Genomic DNA, 23,570 nt, shown 5'->3' on the forward strand with positions numbered 1-23,570 from the left:
GTCCTGGGGCGCTAGCGCCCCAGGACCCTGTAGGGCCGATTCTGCCTACCACACTAATTTCGGATTCTGCCTAATCAACTGTTGGGCCTGGGCTAACTTTTCATGAAAAGCATTCGCACGCATTACGACAACTTGCAGGTCGCAGAGACTGCGAGCCTCGAAGCCATTAAAGGTGCGTACAAGTTTCTCTCGCAAAAATGGCACCCTGATAAGAATCTCGACAATAGAGCGGAGGCAGAGCGCATCTCGCGCCTTTTGAATGAGGCCTACGTCGTGTTATCAGACTCACAGCGCAGAAAAGAGCACGACCAATGGATTAAGACCGAGAGAGCGCGCGCCGCAATACCTCCGAGCGACGATTACGCTCATTCCACCTCAGCATCCTCCGTACCCTCATCCCCGGCCTCTCTTCACGCGGCACTGTGGAATCCGAATGCCGCAGCTAATTGGAGTTTGCTCTTTTCCCCGGTTTTTGGTGCATGGTTACAAGCCAAAAACTGGTCTGCTTTAGGCGACGAATCAAAAGCAAAATACTCCATGTATTGGGTATATGGTGGCATATTGGCTATATCGGTGGCGATTTTCTTGCCTGGTAAAGTTGGAAACGCAATTGGGATTGGATATTTATTTGGATGATACTTTTCTTCCGCAAAATCACAAGTTAAATATATAAAAGAGCAGTTGGGCGGGCAATACGAGAGGAGAAAATGGGGTAAGCCGCTCGGTATTGCCGTACTTTGCCTTTCTTTGCTTGTCATTATTATTGCTGTTGTCGCCTATAACTTTGGCTCTGATTTGAAAAGGGAAACGGCACTCAGCGATGTGAGTGGCGTTTGGAGGGCCAATCAAGATGGTGCCCTAGTTACTTTTCGTCTAGAGGGGAAGAGCAAGTCTGTAGAAATAGATGGCCACTCAATTCCCGTCGTCGTCGTTGAGAACTTCGATGATGAAAACAAGATCCTCGCCATGAAGGCCAATGGTGACTCTTCGATGATCTGGACTGTAAGACAAATAGTAGACGGAGATGGAAAATTTCACCTGCAACTAACTTTGCACGACGGCACTCAAGATGAACTCTCGTTCGTGAGGAACCACCAATAACACCCAACAAGGCGCTGCACCGGAGCGCCTCCTGCGTCGGCGCCCAGTGAGTTTTCACGTTGGGCAAGGGTGGGGTTCTTTCGTTGGGCAAGGGGAGTTCGCATGAACGCAAACGAGCAAGTGACGAGACCTAGGCTGACGTGGACTAAGCTATAGCTGTGGATGATCGTCCTGTATATCCTAGGTTTGATCGGCTTCTTTGCCAAAGCATCAAAGCAGTTCCCTGGACTGCAATTCGAAAACCCATGGCAAGCTGTGGCGGTTGCATTTCTGCCGGCCATCCCGTTTGTGATATTTGCAGTTCCTTTTCTTATCTGGCTTGCGATTAAGTCCTTTCGCATTGGTCCATGTGGCGGCTTCGCCCAGCTTATCGGTGCTGTCTATGTCGTATGGATCTTCTTCCAACTTATCTCGCCTCGTCCGCTTTGAGGAGACATCAGATGGCAACGGTCATATGCAAAACATGCAACAGCACATTTGAGTCGAAAATGCATCCGGCAACTACAGCTGGTGCTACCGCTGCTGGTGCGGCCGGGGGCGCTTATGTTGGCAGTGGCGTAGGATTGGCTGCTGGGCCTGTCGGCGCGATGTCAGGCACTATTCCCGGGGCTGTCATTAAGGAAAACCGGATCATTTCGACGGGCTACAACGGAACGCCCGAGGGAATGACAAATTGCATGGATCGTGGGTGTGTCCGTTGCAAAAACAAAGATACTTATGCAAAGAGCGTGGGATACGACGTGTGTATCTGCGTCCATGCGGAGCAGAACGCATTGATCACCGCAGCCCGATTTGGAAACTCAATTGAGGACGCGTTCGTTTACTCCACCCTTCGTCCTTGTTTTGATTGCACAAAGGCGATGCTTCAAGCGAAGGTGCACACAATTTATTTCATGCATGACTGGAAGCACCCGATTGACTCCCTCCAAGAGCAATATCGACTCGCACAGAGCAAATTGCCTGGCGGGGTTCGCAAAGTGGATGTAGAAGATCCAGAGGCTGCGTGGGCAAATGGAAACGCCCCCTAACCAATAAGGATTGAGACGACCTGAAAGATCGTTTCAATCCATGCCCTGAGGTAGACCGTCAAGGGTTTGTCAGGGTTTCTGAGTTTAGTTCAGCAGCGGTGAGCCGCGGCGCTTGAGTGCATTGAGGTAGGTCACCTCGTCGTAGGGAGTGCGGGTTTGCCAGCAGCGGTACAAGATCCTGATCCACTTGAAGGACAAAGCGCGGAGAGCCGTCTGGTGTGAGGAGCCCTTGGTGCGCTGCTGCTCGTAGAAGGCCTTGGCCCAGTAGGAATGCGGGATGGCCTGGGCGGCCCACTCCACGAACGTCTGGCGCAGGAACTTGGGGCAGTGTAGGCGCCAGTGGACCCAGCACTTGTTGCCGCTGCGCTCGGTCACGGCAGCAATGCCTCCGTATTCCTGGAGCTCGGCGGCGCTGGCGTAGCGCTCGCGTCGCTCGCCGAAGGCGGCCAGCAGTCGGGGAGCATACACCGCTCCGGCACCCGGCAAGGCAGTGAACAAGGTATAATCGGGCAGGGCAATGGAGTCTTGGCTGTTGCCAGTATTACTGCTGCCGTAGTCTGGGTCAACCATCGTGCATATCAAAGATCGATGAACTGGAGGAGCTGGGATGGAGTGGCTAGTCATTATCGCGTTCCTGGTGTTCCTAGCGGGCCTTGGTGCTGTCGTTTGGGAAGCGCTTGCTCATAAGTAAGTTCTAGCCTAACCAACCGGTTGGAGACGGACGCGGTGACACTCAGCGGCCAAGACCTATCTTCCGGACCCGCACCGCTCAACCGGGTCGTTGCGCTTCAAAAAACATGAAAGCAGAAACAGCAAAGGTCTTGTAGCCCGCATCGACGGTGAAGGGGGCAGACAGCCCATGGGCTCCGATCAAACGCCATCAGAGAACCGCCATGCGTAGGCCTGCGGGTTGGCGATGCCGGTGGCTGGACCCCAGTCAAAGCATGGGGTCCCGTCGGCATCGCCCAGGGCTGATGTATAATACGGCCAAAATCTTGGGCGCCGGGATGCCCGCGACAGGCCGCAGCACATGACCTATTGTCTCGCCATCGCCATCAACGAAGGTCTTGTTTTTTCGTCGGATTCCCGGACCAACGCGGGCGCCGACCAGGTCCGGACCTACAGCAAGATGCGCGTCTTCGGCGCACCCGGGGATCGGCAGTTCGTGTTGCTCAGCGCGGGCAACCTCGCGACCTGCCAGGCGGTCATCGCGCAGCTCGAACGCGACATCAGAGACGCCCTGCCGAGCAGCCTCCTGAGCGTCCCGAACATGAGCGAGGCGGCGGATTACCTAGGCGGGATCAGCATCGGTCAACAGGCCAAGCACACCGGCGGCGGCGTATCCTACGAGGCCAGCTTCATCCTCGGCGGGCAGATCGGCAGCGAACCGCCGATCGTGATGCTGGTGTACCCGCAGGGCAATCACATCACGACCTCCGACGACACGCCGTTTCTCCAGATCGGCGAGAGCAAATACGGCAAGCCCATCCTGGACCGGATCCTGACCCCGGCCACCAGTCTCGAGACCGCCGCGCTGACCGCGCTGGTCTCCATGGATTCGACCATGCGCAGCAATGTCACCGTGGGCCCGCCGCTCGAGGTCCTGATCTACCGCCGCGATAGTCTCAATCTCGACGAGCGCCTGCGCTTCACCGAGGACAGTCCCTATTTGAGGCAGATCCGGAGGGGCTGGGACGACCTGATCAAACAGGCTTTCCGCCAGCTTCCGCCGATCGCGTGGGCGAGCGCCAAGGAGCAGCCGGCCGCGGTATTCAACGCCACCTTCGAGTAGTCCTTCGCCCCCGTTTATCTAATAAATTTTCGCAGGGGCCGTCCCGGACCACGCCTCGTGTCTATCCACCCTCCAGGCGAGTCCGATGTCGGCCAGGCAGCCGAGCATGCGCTCGTGGAGATGGTGGAGCGTGTCCGGCAGGCGCACGATGCGGGCACCGTCCTGCGCATCCTGGGTGGGGATACCAAGGCCTTTTTTGGCCGGGACATCGAGGGCTCCCGCTTGTCGATCGCCGGCTACCGTGGCGTGGTGTCTTATGAGCCGACCGAGCTCGTGGTGACGGCACGTGCGGGCACCCGAGTGGGTGATCTCGAAGCGCTGCTGGCGGAGCAGGGTCAGATGTTCGGCTTCGAGCCGCCCCACTTCGGAATCGGGGCGACCCTCGGCGGCACCGTCTCCACGGGGTTGTCGGGTCCGCGCCGGCCCTACGCGGGCAGCGTGCGCGACGCCGTGCAGTTGCGTCCATTGCGGTTTCTGCACGGCGAGCTGCCCGACCTACCGGCTCCTGGGCGACGAGCTGGACGGCCCGCGCGGGCGCATCTACCTCATCAAGTCTTTCCTGGAGGGGCACGAGGCGGGCCGCACCACCCAGGTCCATCTCGACCGCTGCCTGGGTTGCCGCGCCTGCGAGACCGCCTGCCCCTCGGGCGTCGAATATGCGCGCCTGCTCGACATCGGCAGGACCCACATCGAGCGACTGAGCCCGAGACCGCTCGGCGAACGGCTGAAGCGTTTCCTCCTGTGTCGAGTGCTGCCCTACCCGCGCCGCCTGCGACCGCTGTTGCGCGCCGCCCAGCTCATCCGGCCGCTCGTGCCCCACGCCCTGCGCCGGCACATCCCGGAGCATTGCCCGCCGGCCGTCTGGCCGGCCCCGCGCCATGCCCGGCGGGCACTCTTGTTCGAGGGCTGTGTGCAGCCCCTGTTCGCGCCGGGCATCAATGACGCGGCGGCCAGGCTACTGAATCGGCTTGGGATCGGCGTGCTCCCGGCGCCAGGCTGCTGCGGCGCCCTGAGCCATCACCTCGCGGCCGAGGCGCAGACCCACGAGCTAATGCGGTGCAACATCGACGCCTGGTGGCCGCGGAGCCAGGCCGGGGCCGAGACGTTGATCGTCACCGCCAGCGGCTGTGGCACGATGATCAAGGACTATGGCCGGTTGTTGCGCCACGATCCGCATTACGCGGAACGCGCCGAGCGCGTGTCGAGGCTGACGCGCGACATCTCGGAGGTCGTGGGGGCAGAGGCCCCATCGGCACTGGCGGTCGCGGCCCCCCGCCGCATCGCCTTTCACTCGCCGTGCAGCTTGACGCACGGCCAGGGCCTCGCAGGCGTGACCGAATCCGTGCTTTCGCGCCTCGGCTTCGAGCTGACCCCGGTGGCCGATCCCGGGCTGTGCTGCGGCTCCGCCGGCACCTACTCGATCCTGCAACCGGCACTGTCCCGTCCCCTGCTCCGCGCCAAGGTGGATGCCCTGGAAGCCGGGCATCCCGACCTCATCGCCACCGCCAACATCGGCTGCTACACCTATCTACGGCAGGAGGCCCGTGTGCCGGTAGTACACTGGGTCGAGCTTTTGGTATGACAGGGGTGGGCTAAACTAAGCTAGAGTAGTGGAGGAATCCACGCCGCAATTCCTAGGAAATCCCACCTCGTACCCGGTGGACCATCGCCTTGCGGGTCTCGGGATTGCGCCGGTTGTAATCGGATGCGGCTTCAAGAGCCCGAACCCAGTCCTTGATGCGGGCTGTTTCGAACGTGCACTCCAAGGGATGGTGGGCGGACTCGTTTCGAATCTTCCGTACAAAGTGTAGATCTCTGGCAAAATTGCGCGAGATGAGGCCAAGTTGGAAGGCTGAGTCAATTCTTGCAGTGAACGAACCCAGCGAGAGAGCGATCGTTTTGGGCCGCTCCGGTCGCAATGTTTCCCGTCCGGGAGCGCGAAACCACTTTCGTCCGCGAACCCATGTCCTTCCAAATGCAGCAAGGGAAGCAAGCCAGTTTCTCGAGTATCTCGCAGTACGGCGGAAAGATTAGCTTCGACTTGATCGGGCGTTTGTACACGCGCATATCGCACCCGAAGCCCATCAGCGCGAAAACTGGCTATGTCTTCCAGGTCTTCACGTAGGCGACGAGCAGTGTTCAATTCGCCGTCTGGAACCGCGTCGAGAATTACTACGGCATTGAGACGGTTATTACTCACAATGCCAGTCTAGGCACGTCAACGTTCCGGTTCAGCGGCGGCGCGTAGCGCCGTACGCCGCCCGCCCCTACCCCCCTGCCCGTCAGAATCCCGAGTCATGGCCTCCGGTCAACTGACCCCCGCTGATATCGCCCCCGGTAGTATCGCCCCGGGTAATATCGTGTTTACGGGGGCTCAATCCCCTCGCCTGGTAATCCCGGTAGCGCTGGCGCGAGCGCTTGAGGCGCTCGGGGTCCTGGTCCACGACCTCGAGCACCCGCTCGTAGCGCTCGATGAAGGCCGGCACGGGATGCGCCGTGGTGATCAGGACGGTCGCCGTCTGCGGCGGCTCGGTGCCGCAGCCGACCAGGATCGGCGTGTCCGGGTTTGGCCCGTCCTCGGCGCGCTCGTGGGGGAGAAAACCGATGTCCTCGAAGGTCCACAGGAGGTCGTCGAGGCGCATGGCCTCCTCGTTCGTATCGGTATGGATGTAGACGCGCTTGCCGTGGCCGTAGGCCTTGCCGGCGAGGCGGCAGATGAGCCACTCACGGTTCAGGCGCGCGCCCTCCGCCAGCACGTAGAAATCAACCCGCGTCTCCATCGCCCTTGATCTCGCGCCCAATCTTTATTTATGTTTGGCCCGCGCGATCGAGGAGGAACTGCACGAGCAAGGGCACCGGCCGGCCGGTCGCCCCTTTCTTGTTCGTGGAGCGCCAGGCGGTACCGGCGATGTCGAGGTGCGCCCACTTGAGCTTCTTGGTGAAGCGCGACAGGAAGCAGGCGGCGGTGATGGTGCCGGCTTCGCGCCCGCCGACGTTGGCCATGTCCGCGAAGGGGCTGTCGAGCGCCTTCTGATAGTCGTCCCACAGGGGCAGTTGCCAGACCCGATCGCCGCTGGTCGTGCCGGCCGCGAGCAGCGATCGGCACAGCCCCTCGTCGTTCCCGAGGAGCCCCGAGGCGTGGGCGCCGAGCGCGATCACGCAGGCGCCCGTGAGCGTCGCGATGTCGATGACCACCTCGGGCTTGAAGCGCTCGGCATAGGTAAGCGCGTCGCACAGGATCAAACGCCCCTCGGCGTCGGTATTGAGGACCTCGATGGTCTGGCCCGACAGGCTCGTGAGCACATCGCCCGGTTTGATGGCGTTGCCGCCGGGCATGTTCTCGGTGGCCGGAACGATGCCCACGACGTTCTGGGTCAACTTCAGCTCGGCCACGGCCTGGAGCGTCGCCAGCACGCTTGCCGCACCCGCCATGTCGAACTTCATCTCGTCCATGGCCGCGGCCGGCTTAATGGAGATCCCCCCCGAATCGAAGGTTACGCCCTTGCCGACCAGCACCGCGGGCGGGGCCGAGGCACGGGTGCCGCGGTACTCCAGCGTGATGAGCAAGGGCGGCTCGTGGCTGCCGCGCGCGACGCCGAGCAACGCGCCCATCCCGAGGCGCTTCATCTGCGCGCCGTCCAGGACCCGCACCTTGACGGCCGGGTGGGCCTTCTGGATGGCCTTGGCCTGCGCGGCCAGGTGGGCAGGCGTACAGTGGTTGCTCGGAGAGTTGGCGAGGTCCTTCGCGAGCCGCACCGCGCGCGCGATGGCCTGTCCCTCCACGGTGGCGCGACTGAGCTTGGAGTCCTCCAAGGCGCTCGGGACGGAGAACCGCATGCCCGCGAGCCTCTGCTCCGGCGTGTCCTTCTTGCTCTTCAGGCGATCGAATCGATAGGCCGTGGCATCCGTTACCTCGACCGACTGCCGGAGCTTCCAGTACAGGTCGCGTTGCGGCACGGGGAGATCGGTCAAGAAGCTCACGGCCTCGGTCACGCCGGTCTCGGCGAGCGCCGCGCCGGTCTTGGCGATCACCTCCCGGAACTTGTGCTCGTTCCACTCCTCCTCGGGACCGCAGCCGACGAGCAGGACGCGCTCCGCGGCGATCCCGCCCAGGTCGTGCAGGAGCAGCGTCTGGCCCAGGCGGCCTTCCAGATCGCCGCGCTTCAAGAAACCGGTGATGGCCTTGCGGCTCGCGTGGTCGAGCCTGGCGGCGGCCTCCGAGAGGCGGCGCTTGGTGAATACCCCGCAGACGACGCAGGGCACTGCTTGGCGTTCCGGGGATGCGGTGGTGAGACTGAAGTCCATGGCGCGTGCTTATTACTATTTTAAACCTGGGCTATGATCCGCCGTGAGGGCCCGGAGGGGGTGCGAGATGCCGGTGCAAGTGTATTCATTTGTTGCAAAGAGCGCAAAACCGGCACGTCGCCGCGGGCTCATGACGTGATGGTACTGGAGCGTTATCTGTGGCGCGAGAGCCTGCGGGCCTTCGGCGCGGTCCTCTTGCTGCTCACGTGCGCCTACGCGAGCAGCCGCTTCGTGCAGTATCTCGCCGATGCGGCGGCCGGCAAGCTCGGCAGCGACCTAATCCTGGAGCTCCTGGGTCTCAAGCTCCTTTCCGCCTCGGTCTTGATGCTGCCACTGTGCCTGTATCTAGGCATTTATATGGCCTTGACGCGGCTCGGCCGCGACCACGAGCTCACGGCCATGGCCTGCATCGGGTTTGGCGCCTCGCGCCTGCTGCGGGCCACGCTCAAGCTGGCGTGCGGGTTCGCGCTCGCGGTCGGCGGTCTTTCGCTCTACGTCGCGCCCTGGGCCGAGGCACGCCTCGATACGCTCGCGGAGCGCGCCAGGACGGAGTCCGACGTTACCGGGATCGTGCCGGGACGGTTCAAGGAGTTCACCGAGGGCGATCGCATCCTGTATGTCGAGGGAGTGTCCGAGGACCGGCGCACCATGTCGAACGTATTCCTACAGGGACGGCAGGAAGGCCGGCTCGGGGTATTGACCTCGCAGAGCGCCGAGCTGGAACACGACCCGAAGACGGGGGATCGCTACGTGGTCTTCAAGGACGGGCGCCGCTACACCGGTACCCCGGGGCGGCTCGACTATGCGATCGTCGAATATCGGAAGTACGCCGTGCGCATGGATCGCGACAGAAACGACAGCGCGGCGGGGCTGAAGCCGGGGACGCCCACGGCGGCCCTTTGGACCATCCCGGGCAGTCCGGCCACCGCCGAGCTGCATTGGCGGATCGCCATGCCGATCACCGCCGTCGTGTTACCGCTCCTGGCCGTCGTGCTCGGCCGCCTGCCGGTGCGCTCGCGCCGCTATATCGGGCTCCTGTCCGCGGTGCTCATCTACTTCACTTACAGCAACGTCTTGACCATCGGCCGGAGCCTCGTCAAGAAGGGGGATCTCTCCCCGTATATCGGACTGTGGGCGGCGCACGTCCTCTTGGCCGTCGTGATCCTCGGGGTCTTGTATTACCCCTGGCTGCGGCAGCGGTTGCGCGAAGTGTGGGCGGCGCGCTTCGCGCGCGCCCCTCTGCGTCTCATCTGAACCCCGTGGGGTGCCAAAGAACCAGTTGCGCAGTGCACAGCTTTGCGAAGGGGGAGCGCGCGTCGCTACAAGAGGGCGTGGCGCGCAAGCCGCGGGGGATCCGCGGGCTCGGGCCCAGTGAAGTCAGGCAGAGCGCCGCAGCAACTCCGTCGTTTCCCGCTGTTGTTGGACCAGCGCGCGCGCGGCTTTCGAGCGCGGTTCGATATAGCCGAGCCGCAACAGCTCTCGGATATCTGCACGGGTGGGCGTAGCTCGTGTGCCGAACAGGAGATCGGCGAACGGGAAGACGACGTTGAAGTTGCGCCGATTGTCCTGATGGTGCAGGAAATGGTTGATGGCCAGAAACCGGAAAATCGCCCAATCCCGGTAAAACACCGATCGGGGGATGTGCATCTGCCGATGGAAGGCGCCCCACAGACGATTGTGGATCAGCGACGTCGCCAGGAAGACCCAGCCGCCGGCGATCGAAACCAGGAATATCGGGGACCACAGCGGAAACGCCGCCACCAGCATCAATGCCGTTTCCTTCATGGGGATCGGCAGGTTTTCCTCACGCCCGACCGGATCGGGCTCGTAATCGAAGGCCCTGTACCATATCCGGTGATGCCGTATCCCGTGCGCCTCGAACGCGGCGAGGACGTAAGGGAAGGTCGGGTAGACCCACTCCGGCAAGGGTTTGCTGTGCATGAGGCGCTTGTGGATCTGGTGCTCTCCGATGGAGATGTACAGATAGCTGAATACCGCCCAGCCGAAGACCGCCAAGAGATTCGTTATGATGAGCGATGGCTCCGGCATAGCTGCACCCACTGAAGGAGCGCATGATAGGAGACGCCCCGTGATTCTGCAACGGTGATGGGGCATGGCCCCCGCGCGGCAGAGCGGCCCCGGAACCGCTCGTCCCGTCCCTGGGATCGCTGATCGATTCGAACGGACGGTCGTTACGACGACTTGCTCGCGTCCAAGAGCCACACCGGGTCGTTGCCCAGGACCTCGGCGCTGTAGGTCTTGCCCTTGGGCAGGAACAGGCAATCGCCCATGTCGAGCTCGAACGACTGCCCTTCGATGCTGAGGCCGAGCTTTCCGCTCACGACCGCACAGGCCGAGGGCAGGTCGGGGCAGCGATCGGCCGTTTTGTCAGGGCTCTGATAGGTCATGCCGGCGCGGTAGCCCCACGAGGAGAGCTTATCGACGAGCGCGCGCTCGGTGGGCGTCCCATCCGCCTGGGGGTCCCATCGAACCAGGCCGAAGGTGTCCAGGGTTTGGTAGCCCACCACGCGATTACCGCCTTGGAACCCGGCCTGGTACATGGCATCCTCGGCACGACCGAGGAGGTCCTCGGGCCCGCTGATGGGGCTCGGGACCAGGGTGGCCACGCCCACATGCACCGTCACGATGGGCGAGGCGCCCGGTATGGGATGGGCGATCCAGTGGGCCTCGATGGCGCGTCTCAAGTCCTCGGCGATCCGCCTGGCAGTGGCGGTATTGGCGCCCGGCAGCAAAATCCCGAAGCGGGTTTCGCCGTAGCGGCCGGCGGTATCGCCGGCGCGCCGCGCATGGCCTCGCGCCACCTCGGCGATGCGGCATAGGCACGCGCTGCCCGCCACCGATCGGTAGAACGCGGCGTTGCCGTCCCCGTCGTCGAGGTCAAACATGATCAGGGACAGGGGCCGACCCTCACGCATGAGGCGGCGCCATTCTACCTGCACGATCTCTTGGAAGCGCCGACGGTTGGTCAGCCCCGTGACCGGGCAGTGGGGCGCGACGCGCACCAGGGTCTCGGCCAGGGTCTCCGATCGACGCGTCGCGGCGACGTAGGCTCGTCGTGGTCTGGTCCAGCGCCGATTCCAGCTCGCCGCAGCGGGCCAGACTGGTCTTCGCGGTGACCCCCAGCTTGCCCAGCTCGTCCTGCCGCGCCCGGAGCTCGCCCGTCAGACACCGATGATCGGCGCGCAGGTGAAAATATCCGCTCAATGTCCTGTCGAGGCGAAGCGCGGCGGCGATCACCGCGACGGTGAAGATCGCCAGAGCGCCGCCGGCGGCGCCGAGAAAATCGTCGGCCTGCACCAGGAAATATCCCGCCGGGGGGAGCAATGCCGCGAGCGCGCCGGTCGTCACGGCGAGAGCCGCGCCACGGTAGACCGCCAGCGTGGCTAGGACCATACACGCGGTCAGTAGCAGGACGAAGCTTTGCTGGTACGGGGTCGCCCGACCGTACGTCGCGATCCCGAGGAGCCCCCAGGTCAGGAAGGTGCCGGCCACGCCCAGCGTGAACAGGACCGACCAGGCCGTGGCGCGGGCCGTTTTCGAAGGCGATCGCTGGTAACCCCAACAGAGCCCTAGACGCACGCCGTAAAGGACAGTCATCCACCCCAGCCAGCCCAGCAACATCGACTGGGTGTCCGGTGCCCACAGGATCGCGGCCGCCGTAACGCTCATGACGGCGCCGACACCGGCCTCCGTCCTGGTCTCTCCAAACAACATGTCGATACACCCGGCCCTGGCGGCCTGTTGGGCGCCAGCCGAGACGGTTTGCTCGGATTGCATCATCGGATCTCACCTTCAGTAACAGCTCTCGGAGGCGCTCCCGCCCCTCGGTCGGGTACCCACCCATCGCAGGGCTCCACACCGGCGTTGTTGGACCGGAAACGCGTTGCGATGCTTCTCTGGCCCGAATACCGCCCGCGGTGCGGGCCAGGCGCCAGACAGCTCTGTAGCGGTACGTTACGGATTGGATGAAGACGAACCCGCCGCGTCCGGGCAAGACCCGCGCCACGAGTGATATTTAGCCGGTGTGCCGTTGGTTCCGGGGTCTCGGCCGGGGCCGGCGGACGGCGGCGCCGTTCTGGCGATGGAACGCCCAGGGGACGACACGAGCTGCGGGTGAGGAACGGACGGCCCACCGAGCCGGGACCAGCTCCTGCGGCCCCGCGGTGTTCTTCTCGTGGCGAGGGGCGCTGAGGGGCGCTAATCCACCTCGTCGGTGCTGACCTGCCCGGTGAGCCGCTGCCGGAGATGGGCCCAGGACATGCCGACCGCCCGCTCACGATCACGAGCGCCAGGTGCTGCAGAACCAGGACATTGCCCGCGGAGACCACGTCCCACTCGATGAAGAGCTCGATGAAGAGCCAGATAAACCCCGCCGCACAAGGCCGCCGCCAGCACCACCCCGACGAGGCCGAGCGAGCGGCGTGTGGCGTTCAGGAACACGACCCAGCCGATCAAGAGCACCGTGCCGGCCAAGAACACGAGTGCGGTAGAGCCGCTCCCCTCGGTGCCCAGCACGGCACGCTCGGCCCAGTGGAAGTACGACCAGCCCTCGGGGTTGTAGGTGGCGTACACGAGGACGAGGGCCATCAGGAACCGGACGAACACGCCGAACCACGTAACCCCCTGTTTCTGCATCGTCATCCCCCTTCGTTTCCCGTCTTTCGGCAAGCTTAGGGCGGTCGGTTGTGTGAGTTACAATGCCCGCTCGGCCGGCCACCTAGTCGTTGGAATAGCCGCGGATGATGTAACCCCGCGACTTGTCGTCGTAGTCGAGATCCAAGAGCCCACGCTCGCGCGCCTCCTCCAAGAGCTTGGCGAAGCTCTGAAACCCGTGGTAGCGCTCGCTGAAACCCGGCTGTCGGCGCTTGATCGCCTGCTTGACCATAGAGCCCCAAACCTTGTCCTCCTCGTCACGCTCCGCGAACAGGTCCTCCACGGTCTCGAGCACGACATCGAGCGCGGACTGCTTGCGGTCCTCCTCGCCGGTGCCCGACTTCTTCTCGCCGGTCTTCGCCGGGCGCGGCTTTTCGCGCCGACGGCGTGCGGCCTTCGCCTCCTCGCGTGCCAGATCGTCGTAGTAGATGAACTCGTCGCAGTTGGCGATGAGCAGATCGGAGGTCGATTCCTTGATGCCCACGCCGATCACGACCTTGTTGTTCTCGCGCAGCTTGGAGACCAGCGGGGAGAAATCCGAGTCGCCGCTGATGATGACGAAGGTATCCACGTGCGCCTTGGTGTAGCAGAGGTCGAGCGCATCCACCACCATGCGGATGTCGGCCGAATTCTTGCCCGACTGGCGCAGGTGTGGGATCTCGATCAGCTCGAACGCGGCTTCGTGCATGCCAGGCTTGAAGTCCTTGTAACGGTCCCAATCGCAGTAGGCCTTCTTGACGACGATGTTGCCCTTGAGCAGCAGCCGCTCGATCACCTTTCGGATGTCGAACTTCTGGAGCTTGGCGTCGCGCACGCCGAGCGCGATGTTCTCGAAGTCGCAATAGAGCGCCATGTTTTCGGTATTTTGTCGTGCCGCCATTTTCTATTGCTTCGTTTGGCCCAGTTTGGCCGAGCAGCATGGTCCTCGGCGCGCGTCTATCGCGGCCCGCTCAAGGGCTTACCGCTCGGGCCCCGCACCGAATCGCGGCTTGCCGCTCTCCGCGTCGCCGCCGGTATCGGATCGGACAGTACCCTCCCTCCCAGCCCGGCGCACCAAGGATAGGGAATTCAACGGCGATCCGCAAGGCGCTACGGTCCTCGCCAGAGGCTGACATCACGGACGTCATGAAGGCGGTTGCCATCGCCTCAGTCCGTCCAGGTCCATGTCGTCGAGATGCTCGCGCACGTAGTCGTGGTGCCGTGCGAACTGGGCGTCGCGCAGCCGGATGAGCGCGGCCGCAGCGGGCACCATACGGCGGGGGCGCGCCGCAGCGCCTCTTTGCAGAGGTGGACACGGTTGAGGATTGCCGTTCAATAGATGTACATCGCCTCGTCGCTATGAGGTGACCTAGCGCGTTGGCTTCCTGTCCTATTTTCCCCTGGCGAATGGATTCCTGACCGGAAAATATCGCCGCGGCGTCGAGCCGCCCAAGGGCACCAGGATGGGTAAGTTGAAAATGACCTCATGCTACCGCAACTTGCCTCGGCATCAGCCCATCAAAGCTACATGAACCCTATTGCGCGGTGCAGGTCTTTGCGAGAGTCCCCGAATCAGCTATCACCCGCATGGCGGGTGGTTTGAGGATGCCCCCTAATAAGGGGAAATATCACCTTGACGTAGTACGCCCATCCCTGGATCGGTAAAACTTACAACGGGTCATGCCAACCTTCCCGATCGATCTCGGGACACTTCAACCCCCCTCCTACCCCGCGCGTCCATTGCGCGCATGGCGGCCAGCCGTGGCTCTTGCCGCTCCGCGTTGTTCAGCGCATGCCCCTACCCCTGGCCCCCCGATCCGGCGCGCACCGCAGGCGATGAAACGACCGTGATGACAACAAACATATTATTAATATCAATGAGTTATGCAGATTGCTAGAACTGTTCTATACTTTTAATGTCATATGGCGGCTACGGGTATTTTCTCACAGACAAGCTTGGTTCCTTTCCGCTACTGTATTGGCTCTATACAAAGTCGCTATAGATATGGTACACTTCCTTGTTGCGCTTGTGCGATGCACAAATGTGGCAAGGTTTTTGCCGTTCTACGCAAAAGGAGCTACTGAAATGATTACTCTGTCTACCATGTATCCTCCATGGTTATAATCCGCAACCTGCCAGGCTCAGGTGAACGGTAAAGCATAGGCGCAGGTGCTGGCACGGGTCTTCATAGCCGATGCCGCCATGCCGCCATGCCGCATTCCCCGAGGCAGCCGATGCCGAGCCCGTTGCCACGACGACTCGAATAGGTGCCCGTGGTATCATCGACGATGCCCGCCACAGAACGCGCCAGGTGGTCTTTCCGTAGCCACTTTATCCAACGAGCCGACAGGCTGCTTCATCCATCAGGCGGTAATTCTCTCTGATGTGCTCGCGGGCAGGAAGAGGGACGTCATCATGTTCTAGCAATGCATTAACTATACGTCGTCCTTTAGCTTGTTGTTCCTCATCTCCCAATCTTATGAGTATCCATGCAAGGGTATCTCTGCATGCGATCCATTGATCCTTTTTCCCATTCTCCAAAAGCTTATCTGTGAAATCATAAAGTTTAGATGCCAATAAAAGAGCAATCTCTGTATTTGAACTTGATTGAGGCAGTTGTTGAGACGCATAGTGATGCCCTCTGTGTACCTCCGCGTACATCAGTAACTCTTCTTTTTCCGGGTCTTTCTTTGGAAGTTTCTGCGCCATAGCAACCGCGGCCTCCGAAAACATAATGGCAAGAGCGACACCGCTTTTGAATGCGCCGTGCAATGGCCTATTAAGGAACTCACGATAATATAGATAGAACGCACGACTTTGATTGGCGTAGATCCTACAAAAGATTTTTGCTTCCGCCGTATTCAGCATCGCTTTATGGTCTCTACGGAACCGAGCTCCAAGTAAGGTACGCAGTCCTACATATGTCGCCGCAAAACCAGCGGTAAGCGCCAATGCTATCGTCGATAAAGTGATCGTTGTTAGGTCTTTGAGTAGTGTTGATCCCCTTGTTATCGAATCTAGGTCTCGATCTCGCAAAGATTTGTCGGTCTGATAATCTTTCTCGATGTTAACGACCGCGTTGCTTAAGGAAGCTCGTTCTCGCTCACTGTCAGTTAACGCCTTTGCAAGGGCATCAACTTTACCACGCAACTCGTTCAGTTGTGACTTATCAGCGGCATTAGAACCGTCACGGTGCAGTTCAGCTTCATATAGAAGAATCGCTCTCTCGGTTTTCGGGCCATTCAGCCCGTCTATACGCCCGTCATAAAGTCCTTTCGACGACAGGACTGTCTGTAACTCGCGGATGGAGTCCCGAGAGGCCACGTCCGCTGCGAATGATGATGGTGCTACGTAGACAAATAGTAAAAACCAAAAAGGGAGAATTCTCATACGGCAGCCACGTTCTTCCAGTGAACCAAAAGTGATCGGACGTTTCATTATTGTTTTCTATCCTTAGGCGCTTCTTTAGCCTTGCGATGCTTCGGCCCAACCTTGGCCGCAGCGGCAACGGCTCGCTTGAAGCGCTCCCAACCATCGGGGCGCAGCTCTATCTGTTCTGATGATTCTTGCTTAGAGCGTTTCATCAAGGCCATTTAGTTGTCTAGGGGCGTAGGGTTCTTTGACTTGCACGCTAAAGCCCGCTACGTTGATAACGCCCATCCCCAATAATTGGCTGTCGAAAGTGTGGAACGTTTTGATTGAGTAGTATCCTGACGTAGCAACATGCACCGCGTCTTTAGGCTTGACGTTTGAGTCCCATACAATATCCCTTGCCAACTGCGCAATAATTCTAGTTAGGGGCCTTTGAGCGAGATGGGGCGCTTGGAATAATCTATCCAGCTTCGGACGCTTAGCCGGGTCGATCTTTGGAACACCCTTAATGTATATTACCTCTGCCACCGTAAATGTGGATGTCACAATCAACAAATGCCCTTTTTCTGCGGCAACCCATACGTCTTCGCATTTCTGCGCCCTATGGGGTTCTTCATTGGGATTAAGCAAACCAAGAAAAGCGGCGGAATCCCAATAGACGCTTTCTCTAGCCATCACGTTTCCGATAGCAGGCTACGGATTTCAGCTACGCTGGGAATCTCGTCGCGGGAAGGATAGACAATAAGTTCACGCGCTTTAACACTTACCGGCAGACCATCTTTCCGGTATCGCACCGTCCCCAACACTTCTACCCGTTTTCTAAACGCACCCCAGGCTTCTTTAAGTTTACTTTCTTCGACTTCGCACCTAATCGGCCTGGCATCCAACGTGTCATAAATAACAAACTCGAATTGTCCGTGCGCGTTCAGCTTTTCCAGAAATCCCTCAACCGAGCCCTCATCTTCATAGGCGGGCTCAAGTAGCTCGGAAGCTTTAGCAGAGATCACTCGGTTTATCGGGATGACTAGTTCATTTCTCGACCAAAGCAGCACATTCGCAGGCGCTTTCTTGCCTTTGAACAACATGCCTAGAGTCCTACTGTACTGGATGGCTTTATCTGTAAACTGTGTGGGCCGGTTGCCTTTCTCTAATTGTTTCAGACCATCTATAACCAAACGCCGAATTCTATCTACTTCATCGGGCACAAACGACCCAGGACGGTTTAATACACCGATTGCAGCACTACCGGGGTATACCTTTACCAGCCAAGAGTTAGGATCCCGACTTGGGGAAGCATGCTTAGAAACCTCGCGCACGAGCCCAAAAAAGCTCTCCACCGCCTTCCCAAAATCCTCAACGGAGATTACGTCCTCATCTAGTTCTAGTGTGAGGTCAGTGGTGATCTCATTAAGATCGATGGCCATAAAGACCTCGTATCCCACTAAACGTTTGGTAATGAGTCCCGGTACATGAGGCGCTTGCCAACAATACCTTGAATGGACTTCGCCATGCGTTGGGCATCCTCAACGCCAAGAGCGGAACGCTCATTGTAACGAAAATCAAACTCGGCAAGATATCGCTTTAGGTGTTGCTGAGAAACGTGATGGTACACCCCGTTGATACCGCGCTTCATAATCGAGAAATATCCCTCGATTGTGTTAGTGTGAACCTTGCCGCGTACATATTCGCCAGCGCTGTGATTAATCGAGTCATGCAGATCGAATTGGCTGGCGGCTTTTTTCATTGCGCCACCTTCATCGGTATACACGTAGCTCGCACCGTCCAGCTGCGCCTTAAGGATTGGCCCCAGCGTTTTGGCGGTGACTTCCGGAATGTGCTGCGAGCGAACGCGGCCCCCGCGCTCCACAAGCGCAATCACGGCTTCTTTGCCAGTGCCCCCCGTGCCTTGGTGCTTACGCTTGCTGCGATGCTTGTTTTTTTCCAGGCCGCCGACGAAGGATTCATCCGCTTCCACCATCTTGCCGTCGCCACCAAGCATCTCGGGATTGGTCTCCCGAAGCGATTCACGAATGCGATGGCAAAGAAACCAGGCAGTCTTTTTGCTGATACCCAACATCCGGCCAACCTGTAGCGCGCTCATGCCCTTCTTGCTCGCCATCAATAGGTGGGTCGCGGCAAGCCACTTGTGAAGCGGGATCTTGCTGCGCTCGTAAAGCGTGCCGACTGTTACCGTGAACGGCTCGCGGCAAGCATTGCAGTTATAAAGACCGGGCCGATGCGACTTACCTTGCATAAGCGTTGCTTCATTGACCACGCCGCAATGCGGGCACACTGGCCCATTCGGCCAGAGTTCAGCCTCAAGCCATTGACGGGCCTCGGTTTCGTCGTGGAAAATCTCCTTGGATAGATCGCTCATCACCGTTCCCTCATCCCATGAGATCCAATGATACACCGGGTATCCTACTACGTCAAGGTGATATGTCCCCTAATAAGGACCTCCCGCCATTTGCATAGCGATTGTCCCGCCACCCGCCGAGTCCTGGCCGGGCGGTGGATTCACGAGTTCTTTGAGTAGCGCGTGCAAGTCGGCGGGCGCGTCGAGATAGTAGCGCGCAACACTGCCGACTTGGCCGATGTGGATAGACAGGTTGCGATCGGCCCGGACGCGGAACATGTCCTCGTCGACCAGATCGTCGCCTGCCGTCACAAAGACCGCGTCCCCGTGCTCACTCTCCTGCAAGAGCTGTTCGACGGCTGTTGCCTTGTTGGCGGCGGCCGGTTTCATCTCGATCGCCTTCTTGGCCCTAAAGGCCGAATACGGCGTGTTTGCTAGAATCTGCGTGAGCGACTCCTTGAGGTCGAGAGCCTGGGCATGGGCAAAGATGGGCTCCGCCTCACGATAGTGCAGGACCAAGGCCGTCTCTTTTTCTTCGACGAAGGCGCCGGGAATGCGTCGCACGTAGCTGTCGAGGTGGGGACGCACCACGGCCTTGATGCGCTCGAACTCCTCGGCGCTAACGACGCTCTCCCAGCCCCCACCGCCCTTACGCCGGTAAAAGGCGCAATGCTCGGCCACGAGGTTCAGGTCGATCCCGGCAAAATATTGATCGCAGAACTCCCGTGATCGTCCGGTAATGATCGTGACATCAAAGTCGGGTCGTCGGCCAAGGTCTTGAAGCAGAGCAAGCAGGTCCGGCGTGGGCGTCGCCAGCGTAGGATTGCGCCGAATGGGCGTCAGAGTGCCATCGTAGTCGAGAAAGAGACGCTTGACGACCGCCGTGCTGACCGCCTCGATCAACTCCGCCCGGGCAGCGCCTTCCAAACGCCCCGACCGCGAATCGATCGTCGGCGAGGCTTCGTCCCATGCACGCATGAAATCCTTGGCCCACTCGACGTTGTTATAGCTCGTGACGCGCCGACGCAAGAGTTGCATGCGTCTCCGCCGCTCCTCGGGCTCCATCCGTGCCGCTTCGTACATGCTGTCGGCGAGTCTATCAACGTTGTAGGGGTTCACGAGGAGGGCCTCGCCCATTTCCGCGGCCGCTCCCGCGAACTCGCTCAAGATCAAGACGCCATCATCGTCGCGTCGCGACGCCACGAACTCCTTGCAAACGAGGTTCAGGCCGTCGCGAAGCGGCGTGACGAGCATGACGTCGCCAAGCCGGTAAAATGCCACCACCTGCTCCGGGGAAAAGGGCTGATACAAATACTGCAAGGGCACGTAGCCGGGGCGCCCGAACTCCCCGTTGATTTGACCGACGAGGCGCTCGACCTCCGAGCGGAGCTCGGCGTAGTTTGGCGCATCCTGTCGCGACGGCACGCACACCTGCACGAAGGCCGTGTGATCGACGCATTCGGGGTGCTTCCTGAGAAAAATTTGGAACGCCTTGAGGCGCTCGGGAATGCCCTTGGTGTAGTCGAGCCGGTCGATACCGAGAAAGACCAATTTTCCTTCGACCGACCGCGACAGCTCGGTCATGCCGGCGACGGCCTCCGAGTTTTTAACGCGGTCGCGGGTCGACTCGACGTCCACTCCCAAAGGAAAGGCGCCGACCTTGACAATGCGGCGCTGGTAATGAATGGCATCGCGATCCACGTCGCCGCCCAGAATGCGCGTCACGCAGGTGAGAAAGTGCCGCACATAGTCGAGTGTGTGCAAGCCAACGAGATCAGCGCCCAGAACGCCCTGGAGGATCTCATCGCGCCTCGTTAGAATGCGAAACATCTCAGAGGAGGGGAAGGGGATGTGGTGAAAGTAGGCAATCCGCAGCTCGGGCGACGCGTGCCGCAGCATCCCCGGTACAAGCATGAGCTGATAGTCGTGGACCCAAACCAGGTCGCCCGGTTGCGCCATCGACAAAATCGTGTCGGTAAAGCGTTGATTGACCCGCACATAGGCTATCCAATCGCGCTCGTCGTACCGCATGTAGGCGGGAAAATAATGAAACAGCGGCCACAACGTGCCGTTCGCCATACCGGCGTAGTAACCGTCGTACTCATCCTGCGCTATGGCTACTGCGAGGTAGCGATCGGCCAGCAGACGCGCCGTCACGGATTCGTAACGCGGCTGGTCTTGGAAGATCCCTGAGTGTCCGACCCAGATCGACTGAGCGTGCCGATGGACGCCGTTGTGGACATCGTTGAGCCCGGCGACGAGCCCCCCGGAGCTGCGTTTGAAATTGAACGTCTCGCCCTCGCTCTCGATGCTGAGCGGCAATCGGTTTGAGACGATGAAGATCCTGCGCGTATCGGGCATATCGGTCCCCCTGCCGCGCTCACTCCGACGGTCGCTCAAAATGGAAGTGGGCGTCGAGTCCGATATATTCAATCTTGTCCCTAAAGAACTGGCCACTCGGCGAATGGCCGTTGAAGTACTCCACCAGGATCTGGAGGTTGCGGTCTAGCACTTGTAGGCTATCGAACTGAACACCTGCTCTCGCAGATATGTCGGTGCTCCAGTTAGGTTCTTCAAAATTCTCTGCCACGATCGGCCGCATGCCCCAAATTCCGCGCGCCACGGGCTTCTGAATTCGAAGGCATATTGCGTTGACCAAACCTTGAGGTCTGCAGGTTCCCGGTCGAACAGACCACCGCCTCCGCCATAGATACGTAGCCCGACGGGGAACTCGTAAGATAACTTGAGATCCGCCCCATCGTAGCTGAGATCCACACGCTGCCACCGGGTCCGCAATAAGAACTCGTCACCGCGGTGAGAACTCTCGTGAAAGAGGCGGCCGAAGGCCGACCAACGGCCGACACGGAAACTCGAGTAGAGGCCTCCAAAATAATCCGCGTTGACGAGATCGTGCGATGGAGCATTGAGGTCGAAGTCGCTGAAGGCCCCGGCCTGAAGACCCAATTCCCATTGCCTGGATGACTGCTCGTGCGTGAGGTTGCCGCAAGGAATCGTCTCGCCGAAGCTCACCGTCGCGATATCCGCCCCGCTCGAGTTATCGATGTAGTAGTGATAAGCGGCCGAAAAGTGGGGCAAGCGCGGATCGGCAAGTAACGGTTTGAAAAGGTGGCCCTCAGGAAGCGGCCCGGTGGGGAGGCTCTCCTTACCGGGCGGTTGTTTGGTCTCAGCAACGAGTGTCGTAGCCGCGCTCCGGGCGGCCGGATCTTTGTCTTTCAAGACCTCGACTCCTGTGACACCCGAGATACCAGATAAACGCGTCGGGAATAGGGATTTTCAAAGCCCTTTGTCATCAAGAGGCACTGTACTGCCGGGCTCATGAGCTGTCAAGCATGCGAGTCCTCGGCCTTGGACGGGGCATTATCGGGCCCTTCCTAGGCCCGAGGCGCTATGTTTCGGAGCGTCTTGGCGTCTCGGGCGAGCGAGGGCCAAAGAGGATTGTCGGCTCATAGGAAGCAAGGAGAGGACTCTCAGGTCGGCAGTTCACCGCACGGGGTCTTGAGAGACCGGGCACCAGCCCTTGGGCAGCTCAGTCCTTCCCGCCTCACCTGGCTCGTATGGCTCGTCACCCGACTGCCGGCCGTGCCGAGCGGGGCGCGCGAGCTCGTGGCCGCTGACTACTGGCTACTTGTCTTAGGCAGGTTTGCTTCGATCTTCACCGGCGCCCCGCCGTTTTTCTTGTCGATCCCGATCTCTTTGGCCGCGGCTTTCGATAGGTCGATGTCCCGGCCCTTGGCGTAGGGGCCGCGGTCGTTAATTTGTACCTCCACTGACTCCCCGGTCTCCAGGTTCGTCACTTTCGCTTCCGACCCGAGCGGGAGGGTGGGGTGCGCGGCGGTCAGGTCGCCCTGGTCGAATTTGTCCCCGCTAGCCGTCTTCTTCCCGTGAAAGCCCTTGCCGTAGTACGACGCCTCGCCCACTTGCTCGACCACTTTCTCACCGCCGGTGCCGGTTTTCGTGCGGACGGTGTCTTCCACTAGGTCATGCTTACCTTCGGCCTTCTCGGTCCGCTCGGCCAGTTTCTCGACCTTTTTGACAACGGCCTCGACGCTTTGCGAGGCTTCTTCGGCGGCCGCGGCGCCGCAGAGCCAGAGCACGGACGCCGCAAGGGCGGCGCGGAGTACGGGGAGTGCGCGTAACGGGGTGTCCATGGTAACGACCTCCTTTGACTGACGTGAAAGGTTAGCTCGACGAACAATCTGGTACACGACATCTGGTACACGACCAGCTGCTCGCACAACCCTATCCCCGAAGGTGCACTGACTGTGCCGCGCTGGCCGCCTCAGCCTAAGTCACGGTTTGCCTTACCAAAGATCTTATTCTTACGCCACGGCGAGGGACTACGCTGTCGGTAAGCATTACCGCGGGACCGGTAGAGCGTACCGGCGCGGTGATGGTCTCCATGGAGTTTCAAGTCGAACCCCGTGCTGGCGTTTCGCCCGCGTGCGGATACGCGCTGCTCACACGCTGATAAAACTCGCGCACAGGAGGGGCTGCCCATCGAGTGGCCAAAGGGCGAGGTCGAGCCGAGCCGTTACTGGCTCTCGACGTTGCCGCAGGACAGCACCCTCAAGCAGTTCGTCGCCACCGCCAAGGTATGCTGGATGATCGAACAGGACTATCTGAGGCTCAAAAGCGAGCTTGGCCTCGACCAATGCTTTCGAGATCGGCCCAAACGGCGTCTTACCGCCTCGCGCGCCGCCGGATCCCCGGCCGGCCCATCCGACGCAACAGCGCAACAGTACCTGCTTCTTGTTGCAAACCAGCGTTGACCTTCCTATCCTTCCTTCGCTTCGGGCTCGCATTCGCTTCCGGCAAAAAAAAGACCCCGCCGGGTGGCGGGGTCTCGCGACACCTGCTTACGCAGTGCGTGATGTTTAGGCCGTCTGGACTCTCGCCGCCGACGGGCCCTTCGGGCCCTGCTCCACGTCGAAGGTTACGTTT

General features: G+C 60.4%; 22 protein-coding genes and 4 pseudogenes. 10 read left to right on the forward strand and 16 right to left on the reverse strand.

The genetic code is table 11. The features are described 5' to 3' along the window. Positions 1 to 102: 102 nt before the first annotated feature. From M3461_00345 to M3461_00360, 4 genes are all read left to right on the forward strand, one after another. Entirely contained in the window at positions 103 to 636 is a 534-nt protein-coding gene (locus M3461_00345) for a J domain-containing protein (protein MDQ3772938.1), read from the forward strand. A 45-nt stretch (positions 637 to 681) separates the two neighbouring features. Beyond that, positions 682 to 1,101 carry a hypothetical protein gene (locus M3461_00350; protein MDQ3772939.1) on the forward strand — a complete coding sequence of 140 codons (420 nt, stop codon included), beginning with the start codon at positions 682 to 684 and terminating at the stop codon, positions 1,099 to 1,101. Between the two features lie 162 nt (positions 1,102 to 1,263). Beyond that, complete coding sequence (locus M3461_00355) at positions 1,264 to 1,530, forward strand: hypothetical protein (GenBank protein ID MDQ3772940.1); 267 nt, start codon at positions 1,264 to 1,266, stop codon at positions 1,528 to 1,530. An 11-nt stretch (positions 1,531 to 1,541) separates the two neighbouring features. Next, positions 1,542 to 2,129 (forward strand): deaminase, encoded by a 588-nt coding sequence (locus tag M3461_00360; GenBank protein ID MDQ3772941.1) that lies wholly within the window; start codon positions 1,542 to 1,544, stop codon positions 2,127 to 2,129. Positions 2,130 to 2,213: 84 nt separating this feature from the next. Here the strand turns inward: M3461_00360 and M3461_00365 are convergent. Continuing rightward, positions 2,214 to 2,642: pseudogene (locus tag M3461_00365) on the reverse strand (transposase). A gap of 517 nt (positions 2,643 to 3,159) precedes the next feature. Between M3461_00365 and M3461_00370 the strand changes: the two are divergent. The 3 genes and pseudogenes from M3461_00370 (at position 3,160) to glcF (ending at position 5,503) form a co-directional block, all read left to right on the forward strand. Beyond that, positions 3,160 to 3,921 (forward strand): peptidase, encoded by a 762-nt coding sequence (locus M3461_00370; protein ID MDQ3772942.1) that lies wholly within the window; start codon positions 3,160 to 3,162, stop codon positions 3,919 to 3,921. Between the two features lie 120 nt (positions 3,922 to 4,041). Continuing rightward, positions 4,042 to 4,317, forward strand: a pseudogene (locus M3461_00375) (FAD-binding protein). After that, complete coding sequence (glcF, locus tag M3461_00380) at positions 4,208 to 5,503, forward strand: glycolate oxidase subunit GlcF (protein MDQ3772943.1); 1,296 nt, start codon at positions 4,208 to 4,210, stop codon at positions 5,501 to 5,503. Before M3461_00375 ends, glcF begins: the two are co-directional and overlap by 110 nt. Before the next feature lie 700 nt (positions 5,504 to 6,203). Here the strand turns inward: glcF and M3461_00385 are convergent. Next, positions 6,204 to 6,701, reverse strand: a complete 498-nt coding sequence (locus tag M3461_00385) for a DNA polymerase III subunit chi (protein MDQ3772944.1) — start codon at positions 6,699 to 6,701, stop codon at positions 6,204 to 6,206. A gap of 28 nt (positions 6,702 to 6,729) precedes the next feature. Beyond that, entirely contained in the window at positions 6,730 to 8,226 is a 1,497-nt protein-coding gene (locus tag M3461_00390; GenBank protein ID MDQ3772945.1) for a leucyl aminopeptidase, read from the reverse strand. 138 nt (positions 8,227 to 8,364) lie between these two features. On the opposite strand from M3461_00390, the gene lptF reads away from it, so the two are divergent. Next, positions 8,365 to 9,480: an LPS export ABC transporter permease LptF gene (gene lptF, locus M3461_00395; GenBank protein ID MDQ3772946.1), complete on the forward strand. Its 1,116-nt coding sequence runs from the start codon at positions 8,365 to 8,367 to the stop codon at positions 9,478 to 9,480. A gap of 123 nt (positions 9,481 to 9,603) precedes the next feature. On the opposite strand, the gene M3461_00400 is transcribed toward lptF, so the two are convergent. From M3461_00400 to M3461_00420, 5 genes are all read right to left on the reverse strand, one after another. Next, positions 9,604 to 10,275 (reverse strand): hypothetical protein, encoded by a 672-nt coding sequence (locus M3461_00400; protein MDQ3772947.1) that lies wholly within the window; start codon positions 10,273 to 10,275, stop codon positions 9,604 to 9,606. Between the two features lie 143 nt (positions 10,276 to 10,418). Further along, positions 10,419 to 11,186 carry a diguanylate cyclase gene (locus tag M3461_00405; GenBank protein ID MDQ3772948.1) on the reverse strand — a complete coding sequence of 256 codons (768 nt, stop codon included), beginning with the start codon at positions 11,184 to 11,186 and terminating at the stop codon, positions 10,419 to 10,421. Continuing rightward, positions 11,155 to 12,027 carry a hypothetical protein gene (locus M3461_00410; protein MDQ3772949.1) on the reverse strand — a complete coding sequence of 291 codons (873 nt, stop codon included), beginning with the start codon at positions 12,025 to 12,027 and terminating at the stop codon, positions 11,155 to 11,157. Before M3461_00410 ends, M3461_00405 begins: the two co-directional genes overlap by 32 nt. Positions 12,028 to 12,444: 417 nt before the next feature. Further along, on the reverse strand, positions 12,445 to 12,882 hold the full coding sequence (locus M3461_00415; GenBank protein MDQ3772950.1) for a DUF6524 family protein: 438 nt from the start codon (positions 12,880 to 12,882) through the stop codon (positions 12,445 to 12,447). Between the two features lie 82 nt (positions 12,883 to 12,964). Beyond that, positions 12,965 to 13,780, reverse strand: a complete 816-nt coding sequence (locus tag M3461_00420) for an NYN domain-containing protein (GenBank protein MDQ3772951.1) — start codon at positions 13,778 to 13,780, stop codon at positions 12,965 to 12,967. Positions 13,781 to 14,255: 475 nt separating this feature from the next. On the opposite strand from M3461_00420, the pseudogene M3461_00425 reads away from it, so the two are divergent. Further along, positions 14,256 to 14,345: pseudogene (locus M3461_00425) on the forward strand (aldo/keto reductase). An 866-nt stretch (positions 14,346 to 15,211) separates the two neighbouring features. Here the strand turns inward: M3461_00425 and M3461_00430 are convergent. The 8 genes and pseudogenes from M3461_00430 to M3461_00465 all read right to left on the reverse strand — a co-directional run bounded on the left by M3461_00430 (position 15,212) and on the right by M3461_00465 (position 22,723). After that, the gene (locus M3461_00430; GenBank protein MDQ3772952.1) at positions 15,212 to 16,318 is read right to left on the reverse strand and encodes a peptidoglycan-binding protein; all 1,107 of its coding nucleotides are present in this window, start codon (positions 16,316 to 16,318) and stop codon (positions 15,212 to 15,214) included. Further along, entirely contained in the window at positions 16,318 to 16,464 is a 147-nt protein-coding gene (locus M3461_00435) for a hypothetical protein (protein MDQ3772953.1), read from the reverse strand. Before M3461_00435 ends, M3461_00430 begins: the two co-directional genes overlap by 1 nt. Further along, positions 16,451 to 16,927 (reverse strand): type II toxin-antitoxin system VapC family toxin, encoded by a 477-nt coding sequence (locus M3461_00440; GenBank protein ID MDQ3772954.1) that lies wholly within the window; start codon positions 16,925 to 16,927, stop codon positions 16,451 to 16,453. The genes M3461_00435 and M3461_00440 overlap by 14 nt, the downstream gene beginning before the upstream one ends. Beyond that, complete coding sequence (locus tag M3461_00445) at positions 16,927 to 17,676, reverse strand: hypothetical protein (GenBank protein ID MDQ3772955.1); 750 nt, start codon at positions 17,674 to 17,676, stop codon at positions 16,927 to 16,929. Before M3461_00445 ends, M3461_00440 begins: the two co-directional genes overlap by 1 nt. Before the next feature lie 17 nt (positions 17,677 to 17,693). Beyond that, positions 17,694 to 18,629 (reverse strand): IS1595 family transposase, encoded by a 936-nt coding sequence (locus M3461_00450; GenBank protein ID MDQ3772956.1) that lies wholly within the window; start codon positions 18,627 to 18,629, stop codon positions 17,694 to 17,696. 69 nt (positions 18,630 to 18,698) lie between these two features. Next, positions 18,699 to 20,969, reverse strand: a complete 2,271-nt coding sequence (locus M3461_00455) for a bifunctional alpha,alpha-trehalose-phosphate synthase (UDP-forming)/trehalose-phosphatase (protein ID MDQ3772957.1) — start codon at positions 20,967 to 20,969, stop codon at positions 18,699 to 18,701. A gap of 19 nt (positions 20,970 to 20,988) precedes the next feature. Further along, positions 20,989 to 21,881 (reverse strand): annotated as a pseudogene (locus tag M3461_00460) (DUF1207 domain-containing protein). Between the two features lie 362 nt (positions 21,882 to 22,243). After that, positions 22,244 to 22,723, reverse strand: a complete 480-nt coding sequence (locus M3461_00465) for a septal ring lytic transglycosylase RlpA family protein (protein ID MDQ3772958.1) — start codon at positions 22,721 to 22,723, stop codon at positions 22,244 to 22,246. Between the two features lie 327 nt (positions 22,724 to 23,050). Here M3461_00465 and M3461_00470 point away from each other — a divergent pair, with 327 nt between their 5' ends. Next, a complete protein-coding gene (locus M3461_00470; GenBank protein MDQ3772959.1) occupies positions 23,051 to 23,398 on the forward strand; it encodes a hypothetical protein in 348 nt (115 codons plus the stop codon). Positions 23,399 to 23,570 lie beyond the last annotated feature (172 nt).

The organism is Pseudomonadota bacterium (genome assembly GCA_030860485.1).
In the GTDB taxonomy this organism is placed as follows: Bacteria; Pseudomonadota; Gammaproteobacteria; order JACCXJ01; family JACCXJ01; genus JACCXJ01.

What these genes read in the sequence shown, in the direction of transcription:
- M3461_00345 (MDQ3772938.1), top strand. Translation starts at nt 103, where the DNA reads ATGAAAAGCATTCGCACGCATTACGACAACTTGCAGGTCGCAGAGACT.
- M3461_00355 (MDQ3772940.1), top strand. Translation starts at nt 1,264, where the DNA reads ATGATCGTCCTGTATATCCTAGGTTTGATCGGCTTCTTTGCCAAAGCA.
- M3461_00360 (MDQ3772941.1), top strand. Translation starts at nt 1,542, where the DNA reads ATGGCAACGGTCATATGCAAAACATGCAACAGCACATTTGAGTCGAAA.
- M3461_00370 (MDQ3772942.1), top strand. Translation starts at nt 3,160, where the DNA reads ATGACCTATTGTCTCGCCATCGCCATCAACGAAGGTCTTGTTTTTTCG.
- M3461_00385 (MDQ3772944.1), bottom strand. Translation starts at nt 6,701, where the DNA reads ATGGAGACGCGGGTTGATTTCTACGTGCTGGCGGAGGGCGCGCGCCTG.
- M3461_00390 (MDQ3772945.1), bottom strand. Translation starts at nt 8,226, where the DNA reads ATGGACTTCAGTCTCACCACCGCATCCCCGGAACGCCAAGCAGTGCCC.
- lptF (MDQ3772946.1), top strand. Translation starts at nt 8,365, where the DNA reads ATGGTACTGGAGCGTTATCTGTGGCGCGAGAGCCTGCGGGCCTTCGGC.
- M3461_00400 (MDQ3772947.1), bottom strand. Translation starts at nt 10,275, where the DNA reads ATGCCGGAGCCATCGCTCATCATAACGAATCTCTTGGCGGTCTTCGGC.
- M3461_00410 (MDQ3772949.1), bottom strand. Translation starts at nt 12,027, where the DNA reads ATGATGCAATCCGAGCAAACCGTCTCGGCTGGCGCCCAACAGGCCGCC.
- M3461_00415 (MDQ3772950.1), bottom strand. Translation starts at nt 12,882, where the DNA reads ATGCAGAAACAGGGGGTTACGTGGTTCGGCGTGTTCGTCCGGTTCCTG.
- M3461_00420 (MDQ3772951.1), bottom strand. Translation starts at nt 13,780, where the DNA reads ATGGCGGCACGACAAAATACCGAAAACATGGCGCTCTATTGCGACTTC.
- M3461_00430 (MDQ3772952.1), bottom strand. Translation starts at nt 16,318, where the DNA reads ATGAAACGTCCGATCACTTTTGGTTCACTGGAAGAACGTGGCTGCCGT.
- M3461_00435 (MDQ3772953.1), bottom strand. Translation starts at nt 16,464, where the DNA reads ATGAAACGCTCTAAGCAAGAATCATCAGAACAGATAGAGCTGCGCCCC.
- M3461_00440 (MDQ3772954.1), bottom strand. Translation starts at nt 16,927, where the DNA reads ATGGCTAGAGAAAGCGTCTATTGGGATTCCGCCGCTTTTCTTGGTTTG.
- M3461_00445 (MDQ3772955.1), bottom strand. Translation starts at nt 17,676, where the DNA reads ATGGCCATCGATCTTAATGAGATCACCACTGACCTCACACTAGAACTA.
- M3461_00450 (MDQ3772956.1), bottom strand. Translation starts at nt 18,629, where the DNA reads ATGAGCGATCTATCCAAGGAGATTTTCCACGACGAAACCGAGGCCCGT.
- M3461_00455 (MDQ3772957.1), bottom strand. Translation starts at nt 20,969, where the DNA reads ATGCCCGATACGCGCAGGATCTTCATCGTCTCAAACCGATTGCCGCTC.